We start from the raw sequence: 14,058 nt of genomic DNA on the forward strand, positions 1-14,058 counted from the left end.
ATCGCCCCGTTGCAGAAAAAGTTCAGGCCTGATAACCATTTAGCGTCAGGTTATCAGGCTGATGATTGGCGGCTATATCGTTCAGAGTGATGGCCCAGTGCGTCCGCCTTTCTACCGGGCAATGCCTGACGAGCGCCCTTTGCCAACGCTGTGAACTCGTCAAAATTTCTGTTTTTTCTCCTCTACCTTCACGCCCCGCGTCGGCAGACCGGTGTCATAGTCGCGCACGACCGGCGAGTAGCCATCCTGCGGACGCGGGCGGAAAGCGCCCATCCAGCGCGGCTGGGCATCCGGCCGCCACGGACGCAGGCTCCATTGATAGGTGCGGAACGGGTCGCGGATTTTATCCATATAGTCCAGCAGCGCATCGTGCATCCGGTAGCGAACGTCGGCGAATTCATGGACATCGATCAGATTATGTAGCTCATCCTGGTCATTTTTCCGATCATACAGTTCATCACTGGTAAACAGATTGAGTACCAGTTTGTACTCATCCGTCACCCAGCATCGCACCGGAATAAAACCGCCAAAGCTGTCGTGTTCGATTTCATAGCGATTGAACTCGACCATCACGCCACGCGGCGTTTCAGCATCGAGAATATTTTCTCCCGGCAGGATATCCGGCTTATCGATGCCCGCCAGCGCCATCATCGTCGGCAGCAGGTCGATATGGCTGACCGGTGTGTCGACCTGCGCGGATTTGCCCTGCGGCGGGCGCATAATCAACGGGATACGGGTAATGTCGTCATACATCGCCGCGCCTTTGCTGATGAGCTTATGCGCGCCCATCATCTCACCGTGATCGGAGGTGTATATCACCCAGGTATTATCCCGCTGTTCCGGGGTCAAGGCATCGATCACCCGACCAATCTGGTCATCAACAAAGTCGTTGCAGGCAAAGTAGAGCGGATGATGATAGCGCCCATCCTCGCCTACCGGTGAGGGCATCGCCTGCGACCATAGCCGATGGTGTTCCGGTTTATTGCTCAACGAATCATGAGCCTTCGGCCCGAGGTCGTAATAAAAGTCCTGATACTTCTCCAGATACTCCACCGGGCAGGTAAACGGATGGTGCGGCTCGTCATAGGACACCACGATCAGGAACGGCTCGTCGGCGCGCGCGGGTTGATGCAGGAAGTCTACCGCCCGATTGCTGATGCGGTGCGCCCAGGTAAAGGTTTCGTCGATACCGTGTCGCTGTAAATCTTCAACCGAGTTCAGGCCATTGCGCCACAGGCTGATCTCCTCCTTGGTCAGTTCCGCGAGGTAATTTGCGCCGTCGAACCAGTAGTCAGCGTCCCACTCCGGCGGGCACTCGCCGGTACCAAAGTAGTCGTGACCATCCAGATGCCACTTGCCGATATAGCAGGTGCGGTAACCTGCATCCTTAAAGTAGCGCCCCATGGTAGAGATGTTTTTTCCCGGCGCGATGTTATTGGTCCACGGGCCGGACTGGTTGGCGTAGATTCCGGTAAACAGTCCGGCACGCGCCGGAGTGCATACCGGCGAGCAGGTATAGGCGGAATTAAAGCGGATACCTTCGGCGGCCAGACGATCAATATTATGGGTATTCAGCGGTTTACCGCTGTAGCAGCCCACCATATTGGTCGCCTGGGTATCGGTCATAATAAACAGGAAATTGGGACGACTCATGATTTTTCCTTAACGTCGATAGCATAGGAAGCTGGAGCGGAGCGGCGTTCCCGCCAGCTGCTGTAAATCAGATAGATAACGACCGCTGCGGTAATGGCGTAGCTCACCGCCGCCAGCCAGCGAGTGCCGTAGCCGCCAAATTCGGCGAGGCCCGCGTAAACGCCGATCATCGCGAACAAGATCCCCACCGAAGCAATTTTCACGTGCCGGTACGGCTGCATATCAACGGCAAACGCATCATGGAATTTAAACGGCGTCGCCCGCGGCTTAATGACGCCGATAACCAGCATGACCACCACGTTGATGCAGAACGTGCAGGCAAGCACGTAGAGGAAATGGAAATCGAACTTCACCAGGTAGTTAATCGTGATGTAGCTAACAATCCCCAGCCCCATCGCCACTTTGGCGGCGATCGCCGGGATACGCGGAAAGAAGAAGCCCATAATGATGATGGTTACCAGCGGCACGTTATAAATACCGTTGAGCTGCTTCATCCAGCTATACAGTCCCTGCGGCGCATTGGCGATCCACGGCGCGACAATCACCGATATCACCGCAATAAAAAGGCCAAATTTCCGCCCAATGCGCACCAGCTGTTCCGGCTGTGCGTTTTGATTAATGATGCGCCGGTAAATCCCCATGCTGAACAGGGTACTGGCGCTGTTTAAAAAACCGTTAAAGGTGCTAATAACCGCGCCAAACAGTACCGCGCCGAAGAACCCAACTAACGGGAGCGGCATCACCTTATTGACCAGCGTCGGATAGGCCATATCCGCGCTCGGCAGATCCTGGTAGAGGTGAAAGGCAATTAAACCGGGAAGAACCAGAATCAACGGATCGAGCATCTTGAGAACCGCCGTCAGCAGCGCCCCTTTCTGCCCCTCCGCCAGGCTTTTTGACGCCAGGGTTCGCTGAACTATCCCCTGATTAGTACACCAGTAGAAGGTGTTCACCAGAATCAGGCCGGTAAACGCCGCGCCAATCGGTAAGGGGTCAGTGCTGCCGCCAATGGAGTTCAGCTTCTCCGCATGTACCGTCGTCAGCTGCTCTATGCCCTGTAAAAAGCTCCCCTTCCCCATCGCCATCAGGCCAAAAATCGGTACCATCAGACCGCCAATCACCAGGCCAATTCCGTTAATGGAATCAGCGATTGCCATTGCGCGCATACCGCCGATCACCGCGTATAAAATCCCGGCCAGACCGAGCAAAATGACCAGTAACCAGATGGCGGCGCCCTGGGTCAGCCCCAGCGACTCACCGATATGAAACAGGCTATTTAGCGCCAGCGCGCCGGAGTAAAGCACGATGGGTAAAAAGCAGATACCGGTGGCGATAAGAAAGCAGAAGTCGATAATAATGCGGGTCGTTTTATCGTACCGCTCTTCCAGAAAGTCCGGGATGGTGGCGATACCGCGCTGCAAATAACGGGGAAGAAAGATCAGCGCCAGGAAGATTAGCGTCACCGCCGATGTCACTTCCCAGCCCATGACCGACATGCCGCTTTTGTAAGCCTGGCCCGATAATCCTACCAGCTGTTCGGTCGATAAGTTGGTTAACATCAGCGAGGCGGCGATGACTGGCGCTTTCAGCGAACGGCCGGCAAGAAAATAGCCCTGCTGCGAACCGGTATCCGCTTTTCTTACCTTGAACCAGGTAATGATAGCCACCAGCAATGTAAAACCGACAAAGCTCAAAATTTGTATAGTATTCATCTTTAAGCCCTTATTTGTCATTATATCCCGGCGCTATTAGGTACAAAGGTATAGCGTTTTATCCAGGTAAGGCGATGATTTATATAAAACGAGATGCAATGTATCCCTGCAAGGCTATTTCTTGCTAAATTCACCTCATCAGGTTGCAGGCATCATTGGCCGATGGGAAATTAAAATGAATGGAAAAATACAAATTTCGCATGTAAAAAACGAAACTACGTATAACATTCCGTTAGTTCTGGAAGAAAATGTGATCTCAAGCGGGATTTCCCTGCTCTCGCTGTGGCATACCCTGGCCGATGAAAGCTACCGGGTTAGCTGGCCGCGCGATAAAAAGAAACCGCTTATCGCCAACTCATGGGTGGCGATATATACCCTCCAGGGGTGCGGGAAAATATATCTTAAAGACCATACTGAAATAACGTTAAACGGTAACTGCGTCATATTTCTAAAACCCATAGAGATCAAATCCTATCACTGCGCCGGATTGGTCTGGGAACAATACTGGATGGAATTTATTCCTACTACGCTGATGCCTATTCCGGTATTACAAATCGGCACTATTTATCACGCCGATATTTTTAATAAGGAACTCAATGAAGTGGCCTTACTGATTGCTGACCGCGATCCGCTAAAGAATAACCTGGCCGTCGCCTACCTCACGAAAATCATTTATCAATGGATTTGCCTGATTGCCGAAAATGGCAACAAAGATCGTCAACTGCAAAAGCTGGAGAATCTTATTGCCGCTCTACACGCTAATCCGCAAAAACGCTGGAGCGTAGCCGATATGGCTGATGCTATGCAGTGCAGCGAACCGTGGCTGCGGCGCCTCTTTTTGCGTTATACCGGCAAAACGCCAAAGGAGTATTACCTTAACGCCCAGCTTGAGCTGGCGCAGTCGCTATTAAAGCAGGAGGGGAATACGGTGGGTAAGGTGGCGGAAATGCTGAACTTCTTTGACTCCTTTCATTTTAGCAAGGCGTTTAAACGCCGGTTCGGCTATGCGCCCTCAGCGGTGTTAAAAATGAATGACCGGCACCCCATGGATGCCGGTCAGCAGGATTAATGCAGTTCCGGCCAGTACTCTTTGTTGGCCGCGATCAGGTCATCAAGAATCGCTTTGGCGACCGATGCGCTCGGTACGGTTTTCGACAGTGCGATGGCCTGCCACAGCTTATGGTACGAGCGCTGTTCCCAGGCATCCACCACCAGTTTTTCCACCGCGACCTGCTGGCTCATCATCCCTTTCTGGAAGTGCGGAATATCGCCAACCGTCAGCGGCTCCGGTCCGTTGTGGCCCACCAGGCACGGAATTTCCACCATCGCATCGGCGTCAAAGTTATGAATCGCGCCGTTGTTCGGCACAATCAGCAGCATCCGTTCCTGGGTATTAAAGGCAATCGCCGCCGCCAGATCGACGATGTAGGAAGCGTGTTCGTCAATTTCCAGATCGCCGGCGGAGGATTTACCCGCCTCAATAATTGCCCGACAGGCGCTAAAGACGTTTTTCTCACGATGATCCATCACCTCATTGGCGCGGGTGCGTTCCGGGTTGGAGTGCGCCACCACATAGTCCGGGAACAGATAATACTTGAGATAGGTATTCGGCATCGTATCAGGATCCAACGCCTGCACGTCTTTCGCCTTGGCGAAAGTGTCGTTCCAGCTGGCTTCGGTATGCGGATCGTTTGATGGCGGCACATAGCCGAATTTCGCGACATGTTCGCGTAGTTTCGGCATCAGATCGTTGCCCTGCAAATCTTCAATCGAGGTCCACCAGCCGAAGTGGTTCAGCCCGTAGTAGCGCACGCGCATCTGTTTACGGTCCTTAAGGCCGACGATTTGCGCCATCCGACCTTCAATACCGATCGGCATATCACAGATGTTGAGAATTTTAGCGTTCGGACGCAGGCGGCGGGTCGCTTCCGCCACAATGGCCGCCGGGTTAGAGTAGTTCAGCATCCAGGCGTTTGGTGAATATTTTTCCATATAGTCCACCAGTTCCAGGACGCCGCCGATGGAGCGCATACCGTAGGCGATCCCGCCTGGGCCGCAGGTTTCCTGGCCCAGAACGCCGTGGCGCAGCGGAATTTTTTCATCTTTTTCACGCATCGGGTATTTGCCCACGCGGATATGCGCCATCACGAAATCGACGTCGGTAAACGCCGCCTGCGGGTCGGTGGTGTAGCTGAACTCGATCTCCGGGGCCTGCTCTTTGAGAATGACTTTGCACGCCTCGGCGATGGTCTCCTGACGCGCGCCGTCGTTGTCGTAAAATTTCAGCGACCGCAGCGGGAAGCGATCCTGGTTCGCTAACAGCATCAGCACGATGCCCGGGGTGAAGGTACTACCGCCGCCTGCGATAACAACTGAGAATTTTTTCATGATACTGCCTCCGTCATGGTGGTTTGTTCGGTCTGTAGAGAATCTTTTATCAGGGTTTCCAGCTGGTCGCGGACCTGAGGAACGTGCAGGCCGACGATGACCTGAATTGCATTGCCGCGGCGGACTACGCCGTGGGCGCCCAGCGCTTTAAAGACGTCGTCGCTTTGGGTCTTCGCCATATCGACCAGCGCAATGCGCAGCCGGGTGGCGCAGTTATTGATGCTTTCGATATTGCCCGCTCCGCCCAGCGCCTGCAGGAAGCCGGCGGCCTGGCCCAGTTTGGTGTCCGCTGCTCCGGCGGCGCTGGTTTTACCGCGTGCGGCCTGGTAATCCGCTTTGCTGTAGAGCTTAATTTCACTCTCTTCACGGCCCGGCGTTTTGAGGTTCAGGCGCAGAATCAACGTGCGGAAAATGACGAAGTAGAGTGCGGTGAAGCACACGCCAACGCCAATCTGGATAAACATCATCGACGCGTGGTTGTGGAACATCGGGATCCAGTTTTGCGGCAGGAACTGGTCGAGCAGGCCGCCGCCAAAGTTGCCTACCACGCCGCAGATATACATCACCGTCGCCATAGTGGCCGCCAGCACCGCATGGACGGCAAACAGCAGCGGCGAGATAAACAGGAAGGTGAACTCTAACGGCTCGGTTATTCCCACCAGTACGGCGGTTAAGGTGGCGGGAATCAGCAGACCGGCGACTTTCACGCGGTTTTCCGGTGCTGCGGTGTAGTAGAGCGCCAGCGCGATACCCACGGAACCAAAGACCTTCGAGTTACCGTGCAGCGCGAATCCGCCTTCCGGGAACAGGGTTTTCAGCGCCTCGGAACTCTGGCTGAACTCATGTAAATGCTGCGCCCAGTAAACCTGAATACCGCTTTCCACTACCGCCGGGCCGAAAATAAACGGTCCATAGACGAAGTGATGTAAACCGGTCGGGATCAGGATACGTTCAAGGAAGATATAGACCCAGACGCCCAGTGCTCCGGCGGAGCGTAAAAAGGCCTGCAGCGATTCAATGCCCATCTGCACCTTTGGCCAGCCAAGCAGGGTCAGCCAGGCGCAGGGAATCATTGCCAGGAAGGCAACAATGACCACAAACGAGGAGCCCTGGAAGATCCCCAGAAACACCGGCAGCGGTTTATCGAAATAGCGGTTATGCAGGGCGGTCACCAGCCCGGAAATGACGATCGCGCCGATAATGCTGGTATCAAGCGTTTTAATCCCGGCCATCATCGTCAGGCCGCTGCCTGCCGTTGGCTCAACGGAAAAGTCGACGCCGAAGAAGTGGCCCCAGGTCATCCCCATGGCGTTGATAAAGTAGTTCCAGGTAAGGAAGCTAACCAGCACCGCCAGGCAGGCCCGGCCCTGGGCCTGTTTCGCCAGGCCGATCGGTAGACCGACGGCGAAAATCAGCGGCATATTACGAAAGACGGTCCAGCCGCCCTCTTCAATAATGTGAACGATCTGAGCAAATAAACTGTCGGGTGCTGTGAGCGCTTCGCCGACGAACATCGGGTTGCGCAACATAATGGCGATACCCACCACGATCCCGGCGAAAGGAAAGAGTAAAACCGGGGTAAACATGGCGCCGCCAAAGCGTTGTATTTGACTGAGCATTTGAAAATCCTCATGTAACAACTCATAGGGTGAGTGGCCTTATTCATACCCGCCATGCTTCACCTGCCGCGGTGAATTATTCAGGGTAACTATTTGTACTGGCCTGAGATGAGAATAGAAATTTGCCCCTCCAACAACATGCGGCGCCGTTGCGATTCGTGATCGCTTTCATGGTTTTAATTGCGTCAATGTTGTCTACTTTTTAAGTAAAAATTAGACATTATGAATTGCGCTGTTTAAGTCGCTATAACGAATACTCTTTATCCCCATGTATTAAATGTATTTTTATAGTTGATAATTCATGCACTATCGTTTTCAACTGAATGAATAGAGGTCTACAGGTGATCTACAAATCCATCGCCGACAGACTACGTCTGCGGCTGAACTCCTCCGATTTCGAGGTCGGCAGCCCGCTTCCCGGCGAAAAAAAGCTGGCGGAAGAGTTTGGCGTCGCGCGCATGACCATCCGCAAGGCGATAGATCTGCTGGTCGCCTGGGGGCTGGTGGTGCGTCGACACGGCTCCGGCACCTACGTCGCCCGTAAAGACCTGCATCATGAAACCAGCAATCTGACCGGTCTGGCCGAGGTGCTGCGCAAGCAGGGTAAAGAGGTGGTCAGCCGGGTATTGGTTTTTGAGGTGATGCCCGCCCCCCCGGCTATCGCCAGCCTGCTGCGGATACAAATTGATGAACGGATCTACTTCTCGCGCCGGGTGCGCTATGTCGATGGCAAGCCGCTAATGCTGGAAGACAGCTATATGCCGGTGAAGCTGTTTCGCAATCTATCGCTGGTGCATCTGGAAGGGTCGAAGTTCGATTACATCGAGAAGGAGTGTGGAATAACCATTAGCGGTAACTATGAAACGCTGTCGCCGGTGCTGGCGGACAGGCAGCTGGCGCAGTCGATGAACGTGCCGGAACAGACGCCGCTGCTGCGTATAACCTCTCTTTCCTACAGCGACAGCGGCGAGTTTCTTAACTACTCGGTGATGTTCCGTAACGCCAGCGAGTATCAGGTGGACTACCACCTGCGGCGTGTCCAGGCGGAGAATCCGTTAACCTATCCCCCAGAACAGCACCGCCAGTAGCTGCGGCGTAATAATACGTAAGAACATGACCAGCGGATAAACGGTCGCGTAAGAGAGCGCCGCCGCGCCGCTGGTGGCATGCAGGTTGTTGGCAAAGGCCAGCGCGGGCGGATCGGTCATTGAACCGGCCAGCATGCCGCATAGGGTCAGGTAGTTCATCTTCGCCAGCATCCGCGCCAGAATACCGACAGCCAGCAGTGGGATAGCGGTGATAAAGATGCCGTAGACAATCCAGCTCATGCCGTCACCTTCAATCAGCGTCGCCACAAAGTCGCCGCCGGATTTCAGCCCAACCACCGCCAGGAACAGCACAATACCCAGCTCGCGCAGCGCGAGGTTGGCGCTGGGCGGCATAAACCAGTACAGCTTACCGATGCTGCCGATACGCCCGAGGATCAGCGCCATTATCAGCGGCCCTCCGGCCAGACCCAGCTTCAACGCCGCCGGGAACCCCGGAATAAACAGCGGAATAGAGCCCAGCAGCACGCCTAAGCCAATGCCGATGAATACCGGCAACATCTGCACCTGCTGCAGTTTTTGCTGGGCGTTGCCAAGCTCAGCGGCCACCGCGTCAATCGCCTCCGGACGGCCGACCAGGTTGAGAATATCACCGAACTGCAGGCTAGCATGGCTGCTGGCCACCAGTTCAACCCCGGCGCGATTGAGGCGCGAAATCACCACGTCGTAGCGCTGTTTAAAGTGCAGATCGCGAATTCTTTTACCTAACACTTTTTCGTTAGTGACCACCACGCGCTCGACTTTCAGATCGGTGCCGCGCGTGGAGAGCGAAGTGGAAACCTCCTTGCCAATCACCAGCTGGGCATTGTGTAAATCCTCCGGTCGCCCGACCAGGTGCAGCAGGTCCCCAAGCTGAATCAGGGTATTCGGCGCGGGCACCATTAGCATCTCCTCACGCTTGAGGCGCGAGCAGATCAGCTTGTCGCTGTTAAGCATCGGCACATCCTGAATCGCCATATTGTTCAGGTTCGGGTTTTCGACCCGCACGTTGATGGTCTGGAGATGCGCATGGCCGTTGCCGCTGATCTCGTCAAACTGCTGGGCTTCTTTCTCGACGTTGATGCGGAAAAACAGTCGCACCAGCCACATGGTCAGCAAAATGCCGCAGATGCCAAACGGATAGGCCATGGCGTAGCTCATCCCCATCTGATCGACGGTATCAAGCGGTACGCCAAGGTCGCGCAGGATCTGCTGCCCGGCGCCCAGCGCAGGCGTGTTGGTTACCGCGCCGGAGAAGATACCGAGCACCACGGGAAGAGGGATATCGAACAGTTTATGCAGGACCGCGGTGACCAGGCCGCCGAGAATGACGATCAGAATGGCGAAGAGGTTCAGCCGCAGGCCGGAGACGCGCAGCGAGGCGAAGAAGCCCGGCCCAACCTGGATACCGATGGTATACACAAAGAGAATCAGGCCGAATTCCTGAATAAAGTGCAGCATTGGGCTACTGAGCGTAATGCCCGCCTGGTCCACAAAGTGGCCGACGATGATGCCGCCAAACAGCACGCCTCCGATACCGAAGCCGACACCGCGCACTTTTACATTGCCGATCCACAATCCGACGACCGCCACCAGCGCCAATACGCTAACGGTCAATGCTATATCACTCATCGTCTCTTCCCTGTGTATAACATTACTCACAATGAGGATTATGACCGGTACTCACCAGGCTGTATGCCGCCTGGCGCACAATAATCACGGGATCAGGTTTACGACTCAGGGGAACATTTCTTTTTCGCGGCGATTTTTAGCTGCTGAATACTTTTCTCCGGGGAAGGAAGCGCTTCCGGCATCGTGCCGACAAGTTCTTTGATAGTCTGGCGTACTTTTTGACCTACTTCATAATGGGTTTGATTGGCCAACTGCTTCGTATCAACCTCATCCCGGCGTAGTTTTTCTTCCGTTTGAGTAGCGCGAAACAGGTTGGCTGCAAGTTCAGTAGACCCCATATGGTCGAGAATTTTTTGGCTTTTTTTCAGCTTCTTACGCTCGTGAATCGCTTTTTGATCCAGTCCGCCATAGAGGCCTTTATAGCCATGGTTCTGGAAGATGGCAAAATCCAGCGTTGTCTCCACGCCTGCCTGTTGGGCCGTTTCAACCAGATGTTTATTATGTTCAGTAAGCTCATTGCGCAGAAACAGTCGCTTTTCATCCTCTCGTAGTGATTTAAACGTTTGATCGTCTTCCAGCTCCTGGCGACGAGTTTGCAAAGCAAAGTAGGTTTGCCCTGCGGCAATCACCGGTTTCGATGGATCGCCATTTTGCACAACCAGATAGCAGGCATAGCGTGAGAGCTTAATATCCTTAAGTTCTCTTTGCGCTCCCGAACCTGTCTTGACCATAGCGAGGATCTCTTCGAAATGGTCGCTAATAGCATGACCACTATTCGCACAGGCTTCAGTTGCCTTAATTATCACGGGATTAAAGTGTCGATATTCCGAGTATTCAAGCAGTTTTGCTAACGCCCGGGCAGACCAGTACTCTCTTCCCGCCTCATCCCTATTTTTAATCGCTTCAAACGGCTACTGTTCGTTCATTACATATCCTTTGTTTCAGTGAGCCTATAAAACCTGATTATTTTTTAAACTGAAACATCTATTGCAGCAAGGGGATTTAATGCGCTCTCGCGCACAAAAAAGCCCCGAAAATCGGGGCCTTATGGGTGGTTAGCTTAATTAGCTATCTAACGCGGGGCGCTCGCTGATGGCGATGCGCTGCGGTGCGATCTGTTCCGGCTCGTTACGGGTCAGATCGATATGCAGCAGGCCGTTGGTAAAGGTAGCCCCGGAGACTTCCATATTTTCGGCAAGCGTAAAGCTCAGGCTAAAGGCCTGGTTAACCAACCCCTGGTGCAGCCATTTGGTCTCTTTTTCCGGCTGCTGCGGCGCGCCTTTTACCGTCAGGCGCGTGCCTTCAAGCTGGATATCCAAATCTTCCTGACGGAAACCGGCCAGCGCAAGGGTAATGCGATAGTGGTTGTCGTCGCTTTTTTCGATGTTATAAGGCGGGAAGGTCTGGCTTTCACCGGCGGTTTGCAGCGCGTTGGCCAGTTTGTCAAAACCGATCCATTGACGCAGCAGCGGGGATAAATCGTAGTTACGCATTGTGTTTCTCCTTCTAAGAAGCGAGTGGATAGCTGCAAATCCTGCGGATTCGCATTTGCCCCCTGACGGCAGGCAGATTTTTACATTAATACCGGGCCGCGTTGGCGGCCCGAGGAAATTAGTTGATCTCGATACGGCGCGGTTTATTCGCTTCGGGAATCACTCGCTCGAGGTCGATATACAGCAGGCCGTTTACCAGGTTGGCGCCGCGAATATGGATATTTTCCGCCAGCTGGAATTTACGCTCAAAATTGCGTTCAGCGATGCCCTGATAAAGATAAGTACGCTCTTTCTGTTCGGCGGCATGGGCGCCTTTCACGATAAGCAGATTATCCTGAGCGGTAATTTCCAGTTCGCTCTCGGCAAAACCGGCCACGGCAATCGCGATGCGGTAGTTGTTCTCGTCTACTAACTCAACGTTGTACGGAGGGTAGCCGCCATTACTCTGGCTTTGATTATTTTCTAACAGATTGAAAAGGCGGTCGAAACCAATAGCAGAACGATACAGCGGGGAGAGATCGAAATTACGCATAATACATAGCTCCTGAAATCAGCGAGAATTATCTGACCTTCCATCATGGACAGGTCGTTATTAAGCGGAATACCCATTCGGCGTATTCTCTGAGTGACACATTCCTAAAATGGGTATATCCATGCCCTTTTCAAGGTGAAGAGGGCAATTTTTTTTGCAGTTTGCGGTCTATTGCTTAGACTGGAGTGACAGCACAAAAGGCAAAGTGCGACGCCTGCCACAGTGCGGCGTAATCGCACTATGCATCCATGGAATGGCCCGATATAACCGATATGTACGCCATTCTTCAGACCGCGCCATTACCGGCGGCGCTCTGAATTTTTTGTACATTGAAGGTTCTATCAACGCCCGTAACGATGACGGAAAAATGATGAAAAACGGTCTGTTAAAGCTGGTCCTGTTTAGCGGGATGATAAGTGTAGGCGGTTGCTCCAGCGTGATGTCACATACCGGCGGTAAGGAAGGAACCTATCCGGGAACGCGCGCCAGCGCGCAAATGCTGGGAGATAGCGATGCCAACTGGGGAACGAAATCCCTTGTGGCGCTGGATATGCCCCTTACGGCGGTAATGGACACGCTGCTGCTGCCGTGGGATATGTTCCGCACCGACAGCTCGGTCAAATCGCGCGTCGAAAAGAGTGAGAAAGAGACGCTGGCGACCAACTCCGTGATCCCGCCAGCGCGGATGACTAATCAGTAATTTAGCGCCCCGTTGCGGTTACCCATAGCTGGCGGTAACCGTCTACCTCTTCCATCCAGGCAAGCTGTTTGCCGTCTGGCGAAAAGACGATCGCTTCGGCCGATGGCGGATTGGCATGTCCGTCGGTCAAAAAGAGGATTTCCCCGCTCAGCGCATCACAAAGCGCGATTCGGTTTTCCAGCACAAAGCCCAACCATTTCCCCGACGGATGCCAGTTAAACGCCGACTGGATATCGGAGCGGTTGTGGGTCAACTGCCGCAGCCCGTCACCCTGAGGCGAGATAAGCCACATTTGCACCACGCCGGCCTCATCGCGCATCAGAAAAGCAATCTCCGTTGCCTGCGGATTGGCGCGTACCCAATGACGGGGCGTAGTCACCAGCCCCGGATAACGACGTTCATGGGTAAACGTTAAGCGACGCTGAACCACGCCGGCAGGAGGCGCCGGCATCGTGGTTTGCGTTCCTGCCAGCGGCGCATCGCCAGACTGCTTCCAGCCCTGCTCGCTCTGCGGCAACGCGACAATAAACAGCTCCGGCACTTTGTCGCCGTTTATCGCTCGCGTATCGCCAATAAACGCCAGCGCCCGGTCGCCGACCCAGCCTTCTTCATAGGCACGATTAATCTCGTCGCTGCCCGGCACGGGGGATGACGTTGTGTGGCTGACCAGCACGCACCAGTGGCTACCGCCGTATTGCCGCGGATGATCCCCACGCGGTACTACCGGGCCATAGGGAACCGCCACGCCAACGTTGCGCAAATCCAGCGCCGGATCGCGTTCATGCAACACGTGGTCGTTATAGGTAAAGCTGACGAGCTCGCCGTTCGGGCTAAAAACATGCACATGGCTGCCGCCGCGCAGCGCGCCGGGGGTATAGGGCGGAGTGATATCCATCGCATCAAGGTTGCGCGTTTCCCCCTGATACGTCACCACGCCGCGACGATGATGGAAATCGTAATGCCAGCGCTCGTCAGGGTTTTCCGGGCCGTGGATGAAGACATATTTATCTTCCGATGGATGAACGGTCACCACGCCAACGTACGCACCTTGTCCGGTTCGGTAGAGGATCTCAACTTCTCCCGTATCGACATTTACCCGCTCAATCGTTTCGCCAGTAAAGGAGGCGCCTGAGGGACGAACGTCAAAAACCAGCCACCGGCTGTCCGCCGTCCAGGTGCGGGTGTTGGTAAGCTGATGATGACGGAGAGCAAAGGTGACTTGTTTCATAAAGATACCCTGATGC

General features: G+C 54.2%; 12 protein-coding genes and 1 other annotated feature. Of the genes, 3 read left to right on the top strand and 9 right to left on the bottom strand.

Features of this window, described 5'->3' with window-relative positions; genetic code table 11:
* Window positions 1-159: 159 nt before the first annotated feature.
* Window positions 160-1,653, bottom strand: coding sequence for a sulfatase-like hydrolase/transferase (locus tag KCG39_RS18325; RefSeq protein WP_142468044.1), 1,494 nt, complete (start codon window positions 1,651-1,653; stop codon window positions 160-162).
* Window positions 1,650-3,365, bottom strand: a complete 1,716-nt coding sequence (locus tag KCG39_RS18330; protein ID WP_004126885.1) for a solute:sodium symporter family transporter — start codon at window positions 3,363-3,365, stop codon at window positions 1,650-1,652. Before KCG39_RS18330 ends, KCG39_RS18325 begins: the two co-directional genes overlap by 4 nt.
* A 175-nt stretch (window positions 3,366-3,540) precedes the next feature.
* Here KCG39_RS18330 and KCG39_RS18335 point away from each other — a divergent pair, with 175 nt between their 5' ends.
* Complete coding sequence (locus KCG39_RS18335; RefSeq protein ID WP_004126900.1) at window positions 3,541-4,434, top strand: helix-turn-helix transcriptional regulator; 894 nt, start codon at window positions 3,541-3,543, stop codon at window positions 4,432-4,434.
* On the opposite strand, the gene KCG39_RS18340 is transcribed toward KCG39_RS18335, so the two are convergent.
* Together KCG39_RS18340 and KCG39_RS18345 are read right to left on the bottom strand one after the other, a co-directional pair.
* The gene (locus KCG39_RS18340; RefSeq protein WP_004126903.1) at window positions 4,431-5,753 is read right to left on the bottom strand and encodes a 6-phospho-alpha-glucosidase; all 1,323 of its coding nucleotides are present in this window, start codon (window positions 5,751-5,753) and stop codon (window positions 4,431-4,433) included. The two genes, KCG39_RS18335 and KCG39_RS18340, sit on opposite strands and share 4 nt — an antisense overlap.
* Window positions 5,750-7,372 (bottom strand): alpha-glucoside-specific PTS transporter subunit IIBC, encoded by a 1,623-nt coding sequence (locus KCG39_RS18345; protein WP_004126906.1) that lies wholly within the window; start codon window positions 7,370-7,372, stop codon window positions 5,750-5,752. The genes KCG39_RS18340 and KCG39_RS18345 overlap by 4 nt, the downstream gene beginning before the upstream one ends.
* 341 nt (window positions 7,373-7,713) lie before the next feature.
* Between KCG39_RS18345 and KCG39_RS18350 the strand changes: the two genes are divergently transcribed.
* Entirely contained in the window at window positions 7,714-8,460 is a 747-nt protein-coding gene (locus KCG39_RS18350; RefSeq protein ID WP_004126909.1) for a GntR family transcriptional regulator, read from the top strand.
* Here the strand turns inward: KCG39_RS18350 and KCG39_RS18355 are convergent.
* From KCG39_RS18355 to ibpA, 4 genes are all read right to left on the bottom strand, one after another.
* Window positions 8,428-10,089, bottom strand: coding sequence for a putative transporter (locus KCG39_RS18355; protein WP_004126911.1), 1,662 nt, complete (start codon window positions 10,087-10,089; stop codon window positions 8,428-8,430). The genes KCG39_RS18350 and KCG39_RS18355 overlap by 33 nt on opposite strands.
* Window positions 10,090-10,187: 98 nt before the next feature.
* The gene (gene dinD / locus KCG39_RS18360; RefSeq protein WP_228299438.1) at window positions 10,188-10,988 is read right to left on the bottom strand and encodes a DNA damage-inducible protein D; all 801 of its coding nucleotides are present in this window, start codon (window positions 10,986-10,988) and stop codon (window positions 10,188-10,190) included.
* A 165-nt stretch (window positions 10,989-11,153) separates the two neighbouring features.
* On the bottom strand, window positions 11,154-11,582 hold the full coding sequence (ibpB, locus tag KCG39_RS18365; RefSeq protein WP_004126915.1) for a small heat shock chaperone IbpB: 429 nt from the start codon (window positions 11,580-11,582) through the stop codon (window positions 11,154-11,156).
* 118 nt (window positions 11,583-11,700) lie between these two features.
* Complete coding sequence (gene ibpA, locus KCG39_RS18370) at window positions 11,701-12,114, bottom strand: small heat shock chaperone IbpA (protein WP_004126917.1); 414 nt, start codon at window positions 12,112-12,114, stop codon at window positions 11,701-11,703.
* Window positions 12,108-12,183 (bottom strand) — a sequence feature (ROSE (Repression Of Heat Shock gene Expression) occurs in the 5'-region of heat shock genes and acts as an RNA thermometer to modulate expression.). Its footprint overlaps the gene before it by 7 nt.
* A gap of 298 nt (window positions 12,184-12,481) precedes the next feature.
* On the opposite strand from ibpA, the gene KCG39_RS18375 reads away from it, so the two are divergent.
* Window positions 12,482-12,814, top strand: a complete 333-nt coding sequence (locus KCG39_RS18375) for a YceK/YidQ family lipoprotein (RefSeq protein ID WP_032742222.1) — start codon at window positions 12,482-12,484, stop codon at window positions 12,812-12,814.
* Between the two features lies 1 nt (window position 12,815).
* On the opposite strand, the gene KCG39_RS18380 is transcribed toward KCG39_RS18375, so the two are convergent.
* Window positions 12,816-14,042, bottom strand: coding sequence for a YidR family protein (locus tag KCG39_RS18380; RefSeq protein ID WP_142468043.1), 1,227 nt, complete (start codon window positions 14,040-14,042; stop codon window positions 12,816-12,818).
* Window positions 14,043-14,058 lie beyond the last annotated feature (16 nt).

It is taken from the genome of Klebsiella pasteurii, from assembly GCF_018139045.1.
Lineage (GTDB): Bacteria > Pseudomonadota > Gammaproteobacteria > Enterobacterales > Enterobacteriaceae > Klebsiella > Klebsiella grimontii.

What these genes read in the sequence shown, in the direction of transcription:
- KCG39_RS18325 (WP_142468044.1), bottom strand. Translation starts at nt 1,653, where the DNA reads ATGAGTCGTCCCAATTTCCTGTTTATTATGACCGATACCCAGGCGACC.
- KCG39_RS18330 (WP_004126885.1), bottom strand. Translation starts at nt 3,365, where the DNA reads ATGAATACTATACAAATTTTGAGCTTTGTCGGTTTTACATTGCTGGTG.
- KCG39_RS18335 (WP_004126900.1), top strand. Translation starts at nt 3,541, where the DNA reads ATGAATGGAAAAATACAAATTTCGCATGTAAAAAACGAAACTACGTAT.
- KCG39_RS18340 (WP_004126903.1), bottom strand. Translation starts at nt 5,753, where the DNA reads ATGAAAAAATTCTCAGTTGTTATCGCAGGCGGCGGTAGTACCTTCACC.
- KCG39_RS18345 (WP_004126906.1), bottom strand. Translation starts at nt 7,372, where the DNA reads ATGCTCAGTCAAATACAACGCTTTGGCGGCGCCATGTTTACCCCGGTT.
- KCG39_RS18355 (WP_004126911.1), bottom strand. Translation starts at nt 10,089, where the DNA reads ATGAGTGATATAGCATTGACCGTTAGCGTATTGGCGCTGGTGGCGGTC.
- ibpB (WP_004126915.1), bottom strand. Translation starts at nt 11,582, where the DNA reads ATGCGTAACTACGATTTATCCCCGCTGCTGCGTCAATGGATCGGTTTT.
- ibpA (WP_004126917.1), bottom strand. Translation starts at nt 12,114, where the DNA reads ATGCGTAATTTCGATCTCTCCCCGCTGTATCGTTCTGCTATTGGTTTC.
- KCG39_RS18375 (WP_032742222.1), top strand. Translation starts at nt 12,482, where the DNA reads ATGATGAAAAACGGTCTGTTAAAGCTGGTCCTGTTTAGCGGGATGATA.
- KCG39_RS18380 (WP_142468043.1), bottom strand. Translation starts at nt 14,042, where the DNA reads ATGAAACAAGTCACCTTTGCTCTCCGTCATCATCAGCTTACCAACACC.